Raw genomic sequence first — 17,289 nt, forward strand, 5'->3', positions numbered from 1 at the left:
CAAACCAGAGGTTTGCCTCATGACAAAGATCACCTTTATTGGTGCGGGTTCCACGATCTTCATGCAGAACATCGTGGGCGATGCGCTGCTGACCCCTGCCCTCGCAGACAGCCACTTTGCGCTGATGGATATCGATCCGCTGCGTCTGGCCGAAAGCGAAGCCGTCGCCAAGGCGATGATCCGATCCGTCGGAGCAGGTGCGACCGTCTCCACCCACACGGATCGCCGTGCAGCGCTGGACGGGGCCGATTTCGTGATCACCGCGTTCCAGATCGGCGGATTCAAACCCTGCACGGTGACGGATTTCGAAATCCCCAAACAATACGGATTACGCCAGACGATTGCCGACACGCTGGGCGTGGGTGGCATCATGCGCGGCCTGCGCACGGTTCCTGTTCTGTGGGACGTCGCAAGGGACATGATGCAGCTCTGCCCCGACGCGACGCTGCTGCAATACGTCAACCCGATGGCGATCAACACCTGGGCGCTGGCCGAGCGTTTTCCGGCGCTGAAACACGTAGGTCTCTGCCACTCGGTCCAGAACACGGTCGAAGAACTGGCCCATGATCTGGACCTGCCTAAAGACGAGCTCCGGCACAAAGTTGCAGGCGTGAACCACGTCGCCTTCTTCCTCAGATTGGAACATCAGGGCCGCGACCTCTATCCGGCTCTGCGTCAGGGATACGCCAGCGGTCGTCTCCCCAAACCGCCGCTGCTTCACGCCCGCTGTCCCAACAAGGTACGCTACGAGGTGATGGACCATCTGGGTTATTTCTGCACCGAAAGTTCCGAGCATTTGGCGGAGTATGTCCCGTGGTTCATCAAAGACGGTCGGCAGGACCTGATCGAGCAGTTCAGCATCCCACTGGACGAGTATCCGACCCGTTGCCAGGAACAGGTCGCAAACTGGAAGGAACAGGCCAAGACCCTGACGGACGGGCGCGACATCGCGGTGATCCGCAGCCATGAATTTGCCGCGGACCTGATGAATGCGATCGTTACCGACGCGCCATATGCAGCCTATGGCAATCTGCCCAACACCGGTCAGATTCCGCAATTACCCCTCGGCGCTGCGGTTGAAACCCCATGCCTTGTGGATTCGAACGGCGTGCAGCCATCAGTTGTTACCGATATCCCGCCTCAACTGATTGCACTGATGCGCACCCAGATCAACGTGCACGAACTGACCGTTCGGGCATTGGTTGAGCAGAACCCCGAACACATCTATCACGCCGCCATGATGGACCCGCACACAGCCGCCGAGCTCGACCTTCGGCAGATCCGAAGCCTTGTCAACGACCTGCTGACCGCGCATTCCGACTGGCTGCCTGATTGGTGCCGACCTGCACGCGCCGCCTGATCTTCATCTTTTCAAAAATACTCAATTCTCGACCCAACCGGAAAAGCAACGACAGAAATGACCAAACGCCGCTCTCATAACTGGTATGGCAAACTGGACAAAGACGGCTTCATCCACCGCTCGTGGATGAAGAACCAGGGCTTCCCCGACCACGCCTTTGACGGGCGTCCCATTATCGGCATCTGCAACACCTGGTCCGAACTGACCCCCTGCAACTCGGGCCTGCGCGATTTGGCCGAGGGTGTCAAACGCGGCGTCTGGGAGGCCGGAGGCTTCCCGGTCGAATTCCCGGTCATGTCGCTGGGCGAGACGCAAATGAAGCCAACCGCCATGCTGTTCCGCAACCTGCTCGCGATGGATGTCGAGGAATCGATCCGCGCCTACGGGATCGATGGCGTTGTACTTCTGGGCGGGTGTGACAAGACCACACCCGGTCAGCTGATGGGCGCCGCCTCGGTCGACCTTCCGTCTATTGTCGTCAGTTCCGGCCCGATGCTGAACGGAAAATATCGAGGTCAGGATATCGGCTCGGGCACAGATGTCTGGAAGTTTTCCGAGGCGGTCCGTGCCGGAGAAATGACCCTGCAGGACTTCATGAACGCCGAATCCGGCATGTCCCGCAGCGCCGGGGTGTGCATGACCATGGGCACGGCTTCGACAATGGCCTCGCTGGTCGAGGCGATGGGCATGAGCCTGCCCACGAACGCCGCCCTGCCCGCTGTCGACGCCCGCCGCATGGCGCTGGCGCATCTGACCGGCAAACGGATTGTCGAGATGGTGGATGAAGATCTGAAACCTTCCGACATTCTATCCAGAGAAGCGTTTGAAAACGCCATTCTCGCCAACGCCGCCGTTGGCGGTTCGACCAATGCGGTCGTCCACCTTCTCGCGCTTGCGGGGCGTGTGGGGGTCGACCTGACACTCAAGGACTTTGAGATCGGCTCGGACATCCCGCTGCTGGTGAATTGCATGCCGTCCGGCAAGTACCTGATGGAAGATTTCTGCTACGCAGGCGGCATGCCGGTCGTGCTTTCAGAATTGAAGCCCTTCCTCCGCCCTGCCAAAACCGTTCTCAACAAGGATATCTCGGCCCATTACGAAGGTGCGGAATGCTTCAACCGTGATGTGATCCACGGGTTCGACGATCCGGTGAAACCCGCCGCCGGTCTGCGCGTGCTGCGCGGCAACCTCGCGCCGAACGGGGCCATCGTGAAACCCTCGGCCGCGACGGATACGCTGCTGGAAACCGAAGCCGAGGCCTATGTTTTCGAAAACATCGAAGACCTGAAAGCCAATATTGATCGTGACGATCTGCCGGTGACACCCGAGACCATGCTCGTGCTCAAGGGCTGCGGCCCCAGGGGCTATCCCGGCATGCCCGAGGTCGGCAACATGCCGATCCCGGCCAAGCTGGTGAAAGAAGGCGTGCGCGACATGATCCGCATATCCGATGCCCGCATGTCCGGCACCGCTTATGGCACCGTCATCCTGCATGTCAGCCCCGAGGCACAGGCGGGCGGCCCTCTCGCGTTAGTGAAAACCGGCGACCGTATTCGCGTTTCAGCCAGCAAGGGCGAGCTTGAGCTGCTCGTCGACGAAAACGAACTGGATGCCCGCCGTGCCGCCTGGCAGCCGGATGATCCGCCCTACACGCGCGGCTACGCGAAACTCTACATCGACCACGTCCTGCAGGCGGATCAGGGGGCGGACCTCGATTTCCTCGTCGGCAAAGACACCCGCCTTGTGACCAGAGAGAGCCACTGATGGATCAACCCGCCACATTTCACGACTTGAACGGCGCCTCGGTCTATATCACCGGCGGCGGCTCGGGCGTCGGCGCTGCACTGACGGATGGCTTTCTGGCCCAAGGCGCCAATGTCGCCTTTATCGGTCGCTCAGACGCCAGCGGATTTGTCGAAGAGATGCGGGACAAGCACGGCCGCGCGCCCTTGTTCCTGCAGGGCGACATGACCGATACCGAATTGTTGCACGCCACAATGGCAAAGGCCGCCGAGGCGCACGGCCCTCTGAACGTGCTGATCAACAACGCCGCCAACGACAAGCGCCACTCGCTTGAGGAAACCACAACCGAGTTCTGGGACTGGATGATCGAGGTGAACCTCAAAGCCTATTATTTTGCCTGCCAGGAAGCCGCCCGTCAGATGCAGGGAAAAGGTGGGGCGATCGTCAATTTCAGTTCGATTAGCTACATCATGGGCAACGCAGGCTATCCGATTTACACCACATCGAATGCCGGGATCACCGGCATGACGCGATCGCTGGCGCGTGAACTGGGGCCGCAGAAAATTCGCGTCAACGCGCTCGCCCCCGGTTGGGTGCTAACTCAGAAACAACTGGATATGTGGGCCACGCCCGAAGATTTGGCCGCGCATCTGGACCGCCAATGCCTCAAGGACCATCTGACGCCCGAAGACATGGTTGCGCCAACCTTGTTTCTGGCGTCCGAGGCCAGCCGGGCCATGACCGGGCAGTGCATGGCCGTCGATGGCGGCGTCGTGGTATCGGGGTGAGGCTATGAAGACGGAATGGATCGCTGTTGATTGGGGAACGTCTCACTTGCGGGCCTGGGCCATGCAGGGCGATGCGGTTCTGGATACGGCGCAATCAGATCAGGGCATGTCCCGCGTGGCCAAGGATGAGTTTCAGGATACGCTACTTGCTCTCATCGAACATTGGCTGGGCGACGCCCCGGTCGACGTCATCGCCTGCGGCATGGTCGGTGCACGGCAGGGTTGGGTCGAAGCGCCCTATTCGGCGGTGCCTTCGGCCCCGTTGCCCGGCGCTCCGATCCGGGTACCAAATACCGATCCCCGAATCCGCGCCTTCGTGGTGCCCGGTTTGAAACAGAACACGCCACCGGACGTCATGCGCGGCGAAGAAACCCAGATCGCCGGATTCCTGTCAACGCGCGCAAACTGGGACGGTGTGATCTGCCTGCCCGGCACGCATACGAAATGGGTGCAGGTCAGCGCCGCCGAGGTGGTCAGCTTCCGCACCTTCATGACGGGCGAAATGTTCGACTTGCTTCGCTGCCAATCGGTGCTGCGCCATTCGGTCGGCGACGGCTGGGATGACACCGCCTTCGCCGAGTCCGTCGAGGATGCCTTGTCGAAACCGGAACAGTTGGCCGCGCGCCTGTTCGGGTTGCGCGCCGCAGATTTGCTGCATGCGCAGGACGGCGGTGTCGCGCGGGCGCGTCTGTCCGGACTGCTGATCGGCGCAGAGCTTGCAGCCTCGCGCCCATATTGGCTGGGGCAGCAGATCGCTGTTGTCGGCACGGAAGGTCTGTCCGAAATCTATGTCAAAGCCCTGCAAAATCAGGGCGCATTTGTCGAAACAGCAAATGCCACACAATCCACTTTGGCCGGCCTGACAATGGCCCGCAACCTGACAAGGCAAACTGCATGAGCCGCCCCATCATCGCCATTCTGCGCGGCCTGACCCCGACCGAGGCTGCACCCGTTGCGCAGGCCCTGATCAAAGCCGGGATAATCCGGATCGAAGTACCGCTGAATTCGCCCGAACCATTTGAGAGCATCGGCATCATGGCCGGGGAATTCGGGGATAGCGCCCTGATCGGGGCCGGCACCGTTTTGACTGCGGATCAGGTCGATACAGTGGCGGACGTGGGCGGTAAACTCATCGTTTCACCGAATTGCGACGCCGAGGTGATCGGGCGTTCGGTCGCGCGGGGCCTGGAAAGCTGGCCCGGTATCTTCACGCCAACGGAAGCTTTCGCCGCATTGCAGGCCGGCGCCACCGGTCTCAAGCTGTTTCCCGGCTCGATGGCCGGACCTCAGGGGCTGTCCGCGCTTCGGGCGGTTCTGCCTTCCGGCACGCAAGTCTTCGCCGTGGGCGGTGCGGGCACTGACAACTTCGGCACTTGGATCAAGGCCAGTGCGGATGGGTTCGGTATCGGTTCGGCACTTTACAAACCCGGCATGGCAGTGAAGGACATCGCCGAACGCGCCCGTCAGATCGTTTCAGCCTATGACAAGGCAATCGCATGACCCAGATTCACGATGACCGCCCCTGCGAACTGGGCGAAGGCCCGCTGTGGCACCCCGCCAGACGGCAATTGTTCTGGTTCGACATCATCGGCAAGCGCCTGATGACACGCGAAAACGGAGAACCGCAGAGCTGGACCTTCGATGAACACGTCTCAGCCGCCGGCTGGGTAGATCGCGCGACGCTGCTGATTGCCTCGGAAACAGGGTTGTGGCGGTTTCGCCTGCAAGACGGTCAGAAAGAACTGGTCGCGCCGCTCGAAGCCGACAACCCTGTCACACGCTCGAATGACGGGCGCGCCGATCCCTGGGGCGGTTTCTGGATCGGAACCATGGGCAAAAACGCCGAGCCGGGTGCCGGGGCGATCTATCGGTATTCGCGTGGCGATTTACGCCGTCTTGTACCGGATGTGACGATCTCGAACGCGATCTGTTTCGCGCCGGACAAATCCTGCGCCTATTATGCCGATACCGTGACGCAGCAGGTCATGCGATGGTCCTTGAACCCCGACACCGGCTGGCCCGAGGGCGATCCGACGGTGTTTCTGGACTTGCGCGCAGACGGGTTGAATCCGGATGGAGCCGTCGTGGACAGCGTCGGCAACATCTGGATCGCGCAATGGGGCGCCTCACGCGTGGCGGCATATGACTCCGCGGGCCGGTTCCTGCAAGCCGTGGCCTTTCCCGCAAGACATACCTCGTGCCCTGCCTTTGGCGGGGACGATCTGACGACGCTCTTTTGCACAACGGCACGCGAAGGACTGGATGCAGATACGGTCGAAACGGAACCCACCAACGGAATGACCTTTGCCGCACCGGACGCGGGTCGCGGTCAGCCCGAACCACGGGTCCTTCTATGACCCCAGAACTTGGCGTCTGCTACTATCCCGAACACTGGCCCGAGGCGATGTGGGCCAAGGATGCCGCCCGCATGGTCGAAACCGGGCTGACATGGGTCCGCATCGGTGAATTCGCATGGAGCCGGATGGAACCCTCATCCGGTGATCTGCGTTTGGACTGGCTCGACCGGGCAGTAGAGACCCTGGGCAACGCGGGTCTCAAGGTGGTTCTGGGCACGCCCACGGCGACGCCACCGCGCTGGATGGTGGACAAATACCCCGACATGCTGGCCGTTGACGCGCAGGGCAACCTGCGGAAGTTCGGCTCGCGGCGCCATTATTGCTCTAGCCATCAGGGGTATATCGGCGAATGCACCCGCATCGCCCGGATCTTGGGCGAGCGGTACGGGCGTAACCCGCATGTCGCAGCCTGGCAGATCGACAACGAATATGGTTGTCACGATACGGTGCTCAGCTACAGCCCGCCTGCCCGGCAGGCTTTTCGGGCCTGGCTGGAAGCGCAGTACACCTCAATCGCGGCACTCAACGAAGCATGGGGCAACGTGTTCTGGTCGATGGAATATGACAGTTTCGACCAGATCGACCTGCCCAACCTGACCGTGACCGAGCCCAACCCTGCGCACGTGCTCGCCTTCCGCCGGTTCAGCTCGGATCAGATGGTGGCGTTCAACAGGGCGCAGGTTGACGTGCTGCGGCCCCTGACCGACGCACCGCTCTTGCACAACTACATGGGACGGGTGCTGGATTTCGATCACTTCAAACTCGGTCAGGATCTGGATATCGCCACATGGGACAGCTATCCCATCGGGTTCCTGTCTGACCGGCTCGAGGCCGACGCCGACCACAAGGCCGCCTTTCTGCAACAGGGCGACCCGGACATGCAGGCCTTTCACCATGACCTCTATCGCGCGGTTGGTCGCGGTCGCTGGTGGGTGATGGAGCAGCAGCCCGGCCCGGTGAACTGGGCTCCCTACAACCCGGCGCCACTGCCCGGCATGGTCCGGCTGTGGTCGTTGGAGGCGGTGGCCCATGGGGCCGAAGTGGTCAGCTATTTCCGATGGCGGCAAGCCCCGTTCGGGCAAGAGCAGATGCACGCGGGTCTGCAAACCCCATCAGGACACGATGCCCCCGGTCTGGCCGAAGCGCGCCAGACGGCCGAAGAACTTGCCGGTTTGGGTGACATCGAACCTTGTCAGGCACAGGCGGCGATCCTGTTCGACTATCCCTCGGACTGGGCTTGGGCAACGCAACCTCAGGGCGCGGGGTTCGATTACTTCCGGCTGGTGTTCTCGGCGTACCGAGCCCTGCGGCGCGCGGGCTTGTCGGTGGATTTTGTTTCGGCGTCGGATATTCCGAGCGGGCGCTACAAGGTGATCGTTGCACCGGGTCTGGCCACATTTGACGACACTGCGGTCAAAAACCTGACCGAGGGCTGCGCCCTTGCCGTTCTCGGCCCACGCACAGGCGCAATTTCGCGTGACTTCCAGATCCCCCCGCAGGGCCGCCCGGGCCTGCCCTCGCTGGATTGCTCCATAGATCTGATCGAGACATTGCCGCCCGGTTCCGAACGTCCCGTTGCAGGCGGCGGCGCGGCTGCACATTGGGTGGAACGGCTGTCCGGCTCCGCCGCTGATCTGCTGAGCTTTGATGATGGCACTCCGGCGCTAAAGGGGGGCGACGGGCAATGGTATCTCGCCGGTTTCCCGGATGATGTGCTGTGGGATCGGTTGGTGGCCATGGCTGCAGCACAAACTGGTCTGACCCTGCACCCGATGCCGCCGGGTCTCCGAAGACGCGAAACCGCGCGCCATGAGGTGCTGGTGAACTATAACGCTGAACCCGTTGAGTGGAACAGTACACTGGTGCCGGGCTGCGGCGTTGTGTTCAACACCTCGGGCCCGGACACTCCCTGACTCGGGGGCTGCTCAAAAAGTTTGATACCGCTAACATAACCTGCTAGGGGCCTCTGGCAGGTCTCGGTCCGATTTTGCAGAATGATGGCGGACCAAGTATCGAAACCAGAAGCAAACCGGGATCACCGACATTGCCCAATACCAGCCAACCCAGCGCTCATACACATTGGAACCTTGTCGCCGATATCGGCGGGACCAACACGCGGCTCGGCGTTGTCACGAACGGTGTCCTCACCGATTTGCGCAAACACCCGACCGGGACACTGGCCGAACTGCTCGAAGCGCTGCACGCCCTGCGCGATGAAATAGGTACTGCACCTCTGGCCGTGGTGGCCGCCGGCGCCGGGCCGGTCAAGGACGGCCGCATCCGTCTGACCAACGCGCACCTCGACCTGTCCGAGGACGAGCTTGCCCGCGCCACCGGGTCCAAGCACACTTACGTAATCAACGACTTCACCGCCGCCGCCTGGTCCGTGGCCGAGATTACGGGCGCGGATGTCGAAGTTCTGCAAGGCGCCGCGACCCCTCCGACGGGAACACGGCTGGTGGTGGGCCCCGGAACAGGACTGGGGGTCGGCGCACTGCTCTATTCCGAGGGGCACTTCCACACAGTGTCAGGCGAAGGCGGCCATATGGGCATCTCGCCCCGCCACCGTGATGAAGTCGATGTATTCGATGCCGCCCGCCGGATCGCACCGGACTGTTTCTTTGGCGACAGCCTGACGCTTGAAGCCGAGATGTTTCTGAGCGGAACAGGTTTGCCGGTTCTGTATCAGGCAGTGGGCATGGCGGAAGGGCAAGGCAATACTCCGGCCCGGGCCGCCAAGGACATACTGCAGGATGCGTGTGACGGATCAGATCCTTGCGCCGTCAAAACCGCACGAATCTTCACCGAGCATCTGGGCGCCATCATGGGTGATCTTTCTGTGGCGCTGGTGCCCACAGGCGGTGTCTTCCTCGTGGGTGGCGTGGCAGAGAAAAACCGCTGGCTGTTTGGGCAGGATTTTCTGCGCGCATTCAACGCGGGCGGTCGCTTTGACGCCTTGCGTCAATCCATGAACCTGTATGTTTCCGAACAGGACGAATTCGGCATTGTTGGCGCTAACAATTTCTGCAAAAATGCGCTCGCGCACTGAACAAATGGTTTAGAACCCAGCCGTCAAAGAAGGAAACGTGAATGATCCTGTGCTGCGGAGAAGCCCTGATCGACATGATTGCCGAGCCTACGGTTTCCGGCACCGAAGGATTTGTGCCCCATTCCGGCGGTGCGGTTTTCAATACTGCCATCGCCTTGGGTCGTCTGGGCGCACCCGCCGGTATGCTGACGGGCCTTTCGACGGACATGTTCGGAAAACAACTGGCTGATGCGTTGCAGGCCAGCCATGTGGACACGACCCATCTGATCCGGTCGGATCGTCCCACGACATTGGCGTTTGTACAACTGGAAGACGGCCACGCCTCCTACAGTTTTGTCGACGAAAACTCGGCCGGCCGGATGTTGCGCCCCGAGGATATGCCAAAGCAACTACCAACCGCCAGCGCGCTCTATTTCGGGGGCATCAGCCTCGCCTGCGAACCCTGCGCCGATGCCTACGCAGCTCTGCTGGAACGCCATGGCGCAGATCGCGCCGTGATGATGGATCCGAATATCCGCCCAGGTTTCATCAAGGACCAGACCCGCTATCGCACCCGGCTGAACCGAATGATCGCGCAATGTGACATCGTTAAGGTATCGGATGAGGATCTGGACTGGATCATACCGGGACCTGAGAGCCTTGCCGAAAAGGTCCCTCTGTTGTTGCAGGCTGGCCCCGCGGTGGTGATCATCACACGTGGCGGCGATGGTGCGACCGGCTATCTGGCCGACGGCACCCAGGTCTCGGTTCCCGTCAAACCGGTTCAGGTTGTCGACACTGTCGGGGCAGGCGATACTTTCAACGCGGGTGTTTTGGCCGAACTCGACCGGGCGGGTCACCTGAACAATTCCGCCCTGCGCGCTCTGCCGCCGGAAAGCCTGCGATCGGCGTTGGCCAAAGGCGCCGAAGTGGCTGCAATTACCGTGTCCCGCGCCGGAGCGAACCCGCCCTGGGCACATGAACTTTGATATCGACGAGACACCCATGAAACGTTCCGACATCAACCGCATTAAGACCGAGGCGCAGGCCTTCATCCGCTCGTTCGGCGCCGTTCTGCCGCCCTTTGCCGACTGGTCTCCCGAACAGATGCGCGGTGCGCAGGCTGCGGGTATCCGCGAACGCGGGTTGGGTTGGGATATTACCGATTACGGTCAGGGCCGGTTTGATGAGCTTGGCCTGTTCCTCTTCACCCTGCGCAATGGCGACGTGAACGACCTGACCCAGGGCCGCGGGATGCTGTATGCCGAAAAGCTGCTGATCTCGCGCGAAAAGCAGCTGTCTCCGATGCATCGCCACATCCTCAAGGCAGAGGACATCATCAACCGGGGTGGTGGTGATCTGGTGATGGAGATCTATGCCTCGGACGCCGAAGGCGGCATTGATCGCGAAACGCCGGTCGTTGTGCCCAGCGACGGGTGCCCGATCACGATCCAGCCGGGCGAGCATCTGCGCCTGAAACCGGGGCAAAGCGTAACCCTGATGCCCGGTATCTGGCACGCTTTCTGGGCCGAACAGGGGGATTGCCTGATCGGCGAGGTCTCGACCGTCAACGACGACCGCACCGACAACGTGTTCGAAGATCCGATCCCCCGCTTTGCAACCATCGAGGAAGATGCCGAACCCGATTTCCTGCTGGTTGCGGACTATTAGACAAGCCGCTCTGTCCGACGCCCAGTCTGCCCCTCGGTCGCACTGATCGTTTCAAACGTTGTTTCTAAATGCAGTGGGGGTCTGTCCGAACTCGGCCCGAAATGCCCGTGTCATCGCACTGGGGTTCTCATAGCCGCAGCGGCTGGCGATTTCGGCCACCGACTGATCGGTTTCGGCAGCAAGCTTGCGGGCGAGGTTCAACCGCAGTCGCCGATATAGCGCACGCGGGGTCGTTCCAAGGTCCGATCGAATGCAGGTTTCAATCTTCTTTTGAGAACATCCCAGCTTGCTGGCGATCTCCGATATCTGAATTGGCGTTTCCAGCGCGTTCTGCATGATCGCCAACACGCGGTTCACCAATGAGCTTTCGGACTTCATCGGCAGGGAATAGGCCTGTGGGGTTCCCCGGTGCATCAGCAGATACGCAATTTCCATCGACAACAGCGGCCCGTGATCGGCACGGATCAGCTTGTCGGTCAGATCAAAGGTGGCCATCGCCCCCGAACAGGTCATCCGGTTTCCGTCGATTACGAAACGTTCGTGTACCACGTCGACATTGGGAAACGTCTCTTCAAATCGGGACAGTTCTTCCCAATGGATCGTGGCACGGCACTCATCCAGCAGACCGGCACGGGCCAGCAGCCAGCTACCGGTGTCCAACCCGGCCAGTTTTACGTGCCGCTTGGCAGCCGCCCTGAGCGCGCGGGCAACCTGTGCTGATTCCAATTTCAGAAACCCGTAGGAGGGCATGACGACCAGAACATCGCCCTTCTCCTGCCCCAACGCATCATGGGGTGAAACCTGCAAACCACTGGAGCTTTGGACGGGCAGTCCGTCCATCGAATAGAATCGCCAGGCATAAAGCGGTTTACGCGACAACGTGTTCGCCGCGCGTAAAGGCTCGACCATGTTTGCAAGGCAAAGGTTCGAGAACCCGTCAAACAGAACAAAGTTGAATCTCTGCATCAATTTTTCCAGTTCTGCACGACAACAAGCCAATTCAGCATGCCATTGCATAATGCGCTGCGGTTTCATCCGTCAATCACCTATCAAAGGAAGCCGCCTTATGAATTTTGGTTTGTCCGACGAACAGGAAATGATCGTTTCCACCGTTCGCAGCTTTGTGGAAAACGAAATCTACCCGCATGAAGAGGCCGTGGAGCGTTCGGGCCAGGTGCCGCATGAGCTTGGTGAGGACATCAAGCGGAAGTGCATCGACCTGGGGTTCTATGCCTGCAACTTCCCCGAAGAGGTTGGCGGTGCGGGCCTGTCGCATCTCGATTTCACATTGGTCGAGCGTGAACTGGGCCGCGGGTCCATGGCGCTGACGCATTTCTTTGGCCGCCCGCAGAACATCCTGATGGCCTGCAACGACGACCAGCGCGAGCGTTACCTGCTGCCCGCAGTACGCGGCGAAAAGATGGACGCGCTGGCAATGACCGAACCGGATGCGGGATCGGACGTACGTGGCATGAAGTGCCAGGCTGTAAGGGATGGCGGAGACTGGGTCGTCAACGGTTCGAAACACTTTATTTCGGGCGCGGAACACGCCGATTTTTTCATCGTCTTCATCGCGACCGGCGTGGATGAAACCCCAAAGGGCCCGAAAAAGCGGATCACCACCTTCCTTGTGGACCGTGGCACGCCGGGTTTCGAAGTGCGCGAGGGGTATAACTCGGTCAGCCACAGGGGTTACAAGAACTACATCCTCTATTTCGACAATTGCCGCCTGCCGGACGCACAGGTTCTGGGCGAGGTCGATGGCGGCTTTGCGGTGATGAACGAATGGCTCTATGCCACCCGCCTGACGGTCGCGGCCTTTTCGGTCGGTCGCGCGCGCCGCTGCTTTGACTACGCGCTGAACTATGCCGCCGAGCGGAAGCAGTTCGGTCAGCCCATCGGCAAGTTCCAGGGTGTCGGGTTCCAGATCGCCGACATGATCACCGAAATTGATGCCGCCGACTGGCTGACCCTGTCTGCGGCCTGGCGTCTGGATCAGAACCTGCCCTCGAACCGCGAGATCGCCTCGGCCAAGCTCTACGCGTCCGAAACTCTGGCACGGGTCACGGATACGACACTGCAGATCTTTGGCGGCATGGGTCTGATGGATGACTTCCCGATCGAACGCTTCTGGCGTGACGCCCGGGTCGAGCGCATCTGGGACGGCACCAGCGAAATTCAGCGCCACATCATAAGCCGCGATCTTCTGCGCCCCTTGGGGGCATGAGACCGCGTCCCGGCGGTGGATAGGTAACGGCGGGTCACGCTCTCAACCTGCCCTGACCCGGTCACCGCCGGGGGAAAACAAAAAAACGACACGATCAGGATCGTCGATGACTAAAAATCTTACCCGGCTGCTGCGCCCGAAATCCATTGCCGTCATTGGCGGCGGCGCCTGGTGCCAACAGGTTATTCTGCAATCGGCACGCATGGGCTATGCAGGTCACATCTGGCCGGTGCATCCCAAAGCCAAGGAAATCGCGGGCCATTCGGTTTTCGGGCACCTCGAAGACCTGCCCGAGGCGCCGGACGCCGCATTTGTAGGCGTCAACCGGCATGCAACAATCGAAGCGGTTCAGGTCTTGTCCCGCATGGGCGCGGGCGGAGCGGTCTGTTTCGCCTCAGGCTTCTCAGAAGCGGCAGCCGAGGACGACACCAGCGGAGGCTTGCAGGATCAACTGATCGCAGCGGCAAGCGACATGCCCATTCTGGGGCCGAACTGCTATGGTTTCATCAATGCGTTGGACGGGGCACTGCTTTGGCCGGACCAACACGGCGCAACGCCGATCGACAGGGGCGTGGCGATCCTCACGCAAAGCTCGAACATATCGATCAATCTGACGATGCAGAAGCGCGGACTGCCGATTGCCTATATGGTGACCTGCGGAAACATGGCCCAGACCAGCCAGGCCGAGATTGCTGCGTCGCTGATCGACGATCCGCGCGTTACCGCGGTGGGTCTGCATATCGAAGGGTTCAAGGATATCCGCGAGTGGGAGGAACTGGCGGCCAAGGCGCATCAAAAGGGTATCCCGCTTGTCGCCCTCAAAGTTGGCGCGTCCGAACAGGCGCAGGCGGCGACCGTATCTCACACTGCCTCGCTGGCGGGCAGCGACGCAGGAGCGCAGGCACTGCTGGAACGCCTCGGCATTCCGCGCCTGCCCGCCCTGCCCGACTTTCTCGAAACGCTGAAACTGTTGCATTGCTATGGTCCGTTGCCGGGCGGCAACATCGCTTCGATCAGTTGTTCGGGGGGTGAGGCCAGTCTGATCGCGGATATGGCGGTTGGCACCGGATTGACCTTCCCCCGCCTGACCGACGACAAGAAGATCAGATTGCGCGATGCACTTGGGCCAATGGTGGCTTTGAGCAACCCATTGGATTATCACACTTATGTCTGGCGCGACGAGGGTGCGATGGCACGAGCATGGTCCGGGATGACCGGGGATGACATCGACCTGACTTTCTCGATTGTCGACTACCCGACCACCGATGCCACGGATTGGGCCTGTGCCTCGCGCGCCGCGTTGAAAGTTCGGGCCGAGACCGGTGCGCGTTTCGCCATCACTGCAACGCTGCCGGAACTCCTACCCGAAGACGTCGCTCAAGAGCTGATGGACGGCGGCGTTGTCCCCCTGATGGGTCTGCGAGAAGCCCTGTCCGCCGTACGCGCAGCCAGTCAGATCACGGCACCCAATATTGATCCCGTTTGCCTGCCGGGCGAGGCCAAAGCGACCCGGACCCTGACCGAAGGTGAGTCCAAACAGGCGTTGGCCAATCACGGCCTGCGCATACCGCAGAACCGGACAGTGCGCGGCGCAGCTGAGGCCTGGTCCGCCGCGCTAGAGCTGGAGGCGCCCTTTGCCGTCAAAGGTGTCGGTCTGGCGCACAAGTCCGAACATAGCGCCGTTCGCCTGGGGGTTCAGGCTGCGGACGTGGCGAACGTGGCCACAGAGATCGGCACCGACGAGATCCTGATCGAAGAAATGATTACCGGAACCGTAGCCGAGCTGCTGGTCGGCGTCGTGCGCGATCCGGCCCATGGATTCGTTCTGACACTCGGCGCGGGCGGCGTGCTGACCGAAGTGCTGCGCGATACCACATCGCTGCTGGTGCCCAGCACCCCCGATGACATCCGCGCCGCCCTTGGGAAACTGAAGATCGCGCCGTTGCTGTCGGGCTATCGCGGTCAGCCGCCGGCTGATATGGATGCGATCGTCACCGCAGTTCAGGCCGTCCAGGCCTATGTCATGCAAAATGCCGACACGCTTGGCGAGGTCGAGATTAACCCACTTCTCTGCACGCCTGACAAGGCGGTTGCAGTGGATGCCCTCATCAGAAAGGCCTGAGACATGGACCCGATCAAAACCCGTCGCGACGGCGCAATTCTCGAAGTGACGCTCGACCGGCCAAAAGCCAACGCCATCGATCTGGCCACCAGCCGTGTCATGGGCGAGGTCTTTGCCGAGTTCCGCGATGACCCCGACCTGCGCGTCGCCATCCTGACGGGCGCGGGTGACAAGTTCTTTTGCCCGGGCTGGGATTTGAAGGCTGCGGCCGACGGCGACGCCGTTGACGGAGATTACGGCGTTGGCGGATTTGGCGGCCTGCAAGAGCTGCGCGACATGAACAAGCCGGTCATCGCTGCGGTGAACGGAATTGCCTGCGGAGGCGGGCTCGAGCTGGCCATCTCGGCTGACATGATCCTGGCGGCCGAACATGCGACCTTTGCCCTGCCCGAAATTCGCTCGGGCACCGTTGCGGATGCTGCCAGCGTCAAACTTCCCAAGCGCATCCCCTACCACATCGCCATGGAGCTTCTGTTGACCGGGCGCTGGTTCGACGCCGAAGAAGCCAACCGGTGGGGTCTGGTGAACGAAGTTGTTCCCACCGACCAACTGATGGATCGCGCATGGGAACTGGCACGCCTGCTGGCCTCGGGTCCGCCGCTGGTTTACGCCGCAATCAAAGAAGTCGTGCGGGATGCGGAAGACAGCAAGTTTCAGGACGCCATGAACCGCATCACCAAACGCCAGCTGCGCACTGTCGACGTGCTCTATTCCAGCGAGGATCAGTTGGAAGGCGCGCGCGCCTTTGCCGAAAAGCGCGATCCGGTCTGGAAAGGCAAGTAAAGTACCCCTCTATCGAAACGTGGTCGCGGCGGGAAAACCCGCCGCATCTCATATTGCGGCGCCAAACGCGTCAGGATGTCGTGACTGACGCCGTCAGGCCGCGATGCAGGCCCTATTCAGCCGTTTCAAGGCGTACCGACCTTACAGACGGGTCAACCCGCCCGTATGCGGCCAGCAATCGCCCGGTCCATTTCTGCGCGATGTAATCCGCCATGAAGCGCGACGGGGCCACAAGAGTTGCCACGCCCCCTGCCCTTTCGGCCTCACTGAGATGCTGAAACCAGCTTGACCACAGTTCGGGGTCGCGGGCGTGCAACGCGGCCTGAACAAGGCTCCAGACATCATCGCCTGCCGGCGCCTCAGGTGGTGGCTTGACCTTGAAGGGAACAATGTTGGTTTCAGGCTCGGCCCCCTGCCCCATCCTCTCCTGAAAATCCGTTCCGATGACCGGCCAGATTTCGGACGTGTCGATCATGATCTGCTTGAGGTCCAGTTCATACACGGCCACTCGGCCACGCGCCGCCGGCCGCTTGACCGCAATCCACCCCATACCGCGAAACCTGGCCATCTCCCGTTTGACGGTCCGTTGATCGACGGACCACAGGCGCGCGATCTCCTCGCGACCGATCGACAATTCGTTGGTGCGCCAGTTGTACCGTGTGGTTATCAATGTCAGAATGCGCAGAATACTGCGTTGCCGGTGCTTGTCCCCGGACAATGCATGAACGCCCAATGCAGAGAGAATATCATATTTCAAGGCTGGCGCATTCCGGCCAACCGGTTTCGTAACCTGCATTCGCGTCCTCACCGCTCTGTCTGCCTCATGCGGGATGTCCCGCAGCTCTGCGTCGTTTCCCAACGCTTTTCGTGATGTTGCACTGATTAGCGTCCAAAGCATCGATTCTGTCAAGAGAAGACTGTCCGGCACCGGAACTCGGCGCATGATCCTCAAAAAATAATTAAAGAAATTGGTGAAGTATTGGTGAAGGGGGACGGTCAGAGTGACCCCCTATTTGAGGCTTTTGTCCCCCTAAATCCGGGTATAGCGCCTCTAGCGTCCCCCTAAATGATGTGGTCATCGCTAATGTGACCCCATGACTGCCGCGCATGACTTCCGAATCGGTCGCTGCCCTGGAACCCTTTGTTTTCTTACCCGTGGGTAAGATCGCTATCACATGATAATTTCTTTTGCCAAATATGCAAATCGCGC

The 17,289-nt window shown here is 60.9% G+C and carries 15 protein-coding genes; 13 read left to right on the forward strand and 2 right to left on the reverse strand.

Annotation, left to right across the window (positions count from 1 at the left end; genetic code table 11):
* The first annotated feature begins 19 nt into the window (after positions 1-19).
* From melA to AC2TDJ_RS10880, 10 genes are all read left to right on the forward strand, one after another.
* Positions 20-1,360 carry an alpha-galactosidase gene (melA, locus tag AC2TDJ_RS10835; RefSeq protein WP_480842031.1) on the forward strand — a complete coding sequence of 447 codons (1,341 nt, stop codon included), beginning with the start codon at positions 20-22 and terminating at the stop codon, positions 1,358-1,360.
* A 57-nt stretch (positions 1,361-1,417) separates the two neighbouring features.
* On the forward strand, positions 1,418-3,124 hold the full coding sequence (locus tag AC2TDJ_RS10840; protein ID WP_480842033.1) for an IlvD/Edd family dehydratase: 1,707 nt from the start codon (positions 1,418-1,420) through the stop codon (positions 3,122-3,124).
* Complete coding sequence (locus tag AC2TDJ_RS10845) at positions 3,124-3,891, forward strand: SDR family NAD(P)-dependent oxidoreductase (RefSeq protein WP_480842035.1); 768 nt, start codon at positions 3,124-3,126, stop codon at positions 3,889-3,891. Before AC2TDJ_RS10840 ends, AC2TDJ_RS10845 begins: the two co-directional genes overlap by 1 nt.
* A 4-nt stretch (positions 3,892-3,895) precedes the next feature.
* Complete coding sequence (locus AC2TDJ_RS10850) at positions 3,896-4,789, forward strand: 2-dehydro-3-deoxygalactonokinase (RefSeq protein ID WP_480842037.1); 894 nt, start codon at positions 3,896-3,898, stop codon at positions 4,787-4,789.
* Positions 4,786-5,391 carry a 2-dehydro-3-deoxy-6-phosphogalactonate aldolase gene (locus AC2TDJ_RS10855; protein WP_480842039.1) on the forward strand — a complete coding sequence of 202 codons (606 nt, stop codon included), beginning with the start codon at positions 4,786-4,788 and terminating at the stop codon, positions 5,389-5,391. Before AC2TDJ_RS10850 ends, AC2TDJ_RS10855 begins: the two co-directional genes overlap by 4 nt.
* Positions 5,388-6,248 carry an SMP-30/gluconolactonase/LRE family protein gene (locus AC2TDJ_RS10860; protein WP_480842041.1) on the forward strand — a complete coding sequence of 287 codons (861 nt, stop codon included), beginning with the start codon at positions 5,388-5,390 and terminating at the stop codon, positions 6,246-6,248. Before AC2TDJ_RS10855 ends, AC2TDJ_RS10860 begins: the two co-directional genes overlap by 4 nt.
* The gene (locus AC2TDJ_RS10865) at positions 6,245-8,161 is read left to right on the forward strand and encodes a beta-galactosidase (protein ID WP_480842043.1); all 1,917 of its coding nucleotides are present in this window, start codon (positions 6,245-6,247) and stop codon (positions 8,159-8,161) included. The genes AC2TDJ_RS10860 and AC2TDJ_RS10865 overlap by 4 nt, the downstream gene beginning before the upstream one ends.
* Positions 8,162-8,292: 131 nt before the next feature.
* Positions 8,293-9,297 (forward strand): glucokinase, encoded by a 1,005-nt coding sequence (locus AC2TDJ_RS10870; protein WP_480842045.1) that lies wholly within the window; start codon positions 8,293-8,295, stop codon positions 9,295-9,297.
* A gap of 41 nt (positions 9,298-9,338) precedes the next feature.
* Positions 9,339-10,265 (forward strand): carbohydrate kinase family protein, encoded by a 927-nt coding sequence (locus AC2TDJ_RS10875; RefSeq protein ID WP_480842047.1) that lies wholly within the window; start codon positions 9,339-9,341, stop codon positions 10,263-10,265.
* A 16-nt stretch (positions 10,266-10,281) separates the two neighbouring features.
* A complete protein-coding gene (locus AC2TDJ_RS10880; protein WP_480842049.1) occupies positions 10,282-10,947 on the forward strand; it encodes a D-lyxose/D-mannose family sugar isomerase in 666 nt (221 codons plus the stop codon).
* 51 nt (positions 10,948-10,998) lie between these two features.
* Here AC2TDJ_RS10880 and AC2TDJ_RS10885 read toward each other — a convergent pair whose 3' ends face one another.
* Positions 10,999-11,913: a GlxA family transcriptional regulator gene (locus AC2TDJ_RS10885; RefSeq protein ID WP_480842051.1), complete on the reverse strand. Its 915-nt coding sequence runs from the start codon at positions 11,911-11,913 to the stop codon at positions 10,999-11,001.
* Between the two features lie 100 nt (positions 11,914-12,013).
* Here AC2TDJ_RS10885 and AC2TDJ_RS10890 point away from each other — a divergent pair, with 100 nt between their 5' ends.
* From AC2TDJ_RS10890 to AC2TDJ_RS10900, 3 genes are all read left to right on the forward strand, one after another.
* Complete coding sequence (locus tag AC2TDJ_RS10890) at positions 12,014-13,174, forward strand: acyl-CoA dehydrogenase family protein (RefSeq protein ID WP_480842053.1); 1,161 nt, start codon at positions 12,014-12,016, stop codon at positions 13,172-13,174.
* A 106-nt stretch (positions 13,175-13,280) separates the two neighbouring features.
* Positions 13,281-15,296, forward strand: a complete 2,016-nt coding sequence (locus AC2TDJ_RS10895; protein WP_480842055.1) for an acetate--CoA ligase family protein — start codon at positions 13,281-13,283, stop codon at positions 15,294-15,296.
* Positions 15,297-15,299: 3 nt separating this feature from the next.
* A complete protein-coding gene (locus AC2TDJ_RS10900; RefSeq protein ID WP_480842056.1) occupies positions 15,300-16,079 on the forward strand; it encodes a carnitinyl-CoA dehydratase in 780 nt (259 codons plus the stop codon).
* A gap of 112 nt (positions 16,080-16,191) precedes the next feature.
* Here AC2TDJ_RS10900 and AC2TDJ_RS10905 read toward each other — a convergent pair whose 3' ends face one another.
* On the reverse strand, positions 16,192-16,875 hold the full coding sequence (locus tag AC2TDJ_RS10905) for a DnaA N-terminal domain-containing protein (RefSeq protein WP_480842058.1): 684 nt from the start codon (positions 16,873-16,875) through the stop codon (positions 16,192-16,194).
* Between the last annotated feature and the right edge of the window lie 414 nt (positions 16,876-17,289).

Source organism: Ruegeria sp. HKCCD6647-2 (assembly GCF_057221075.1).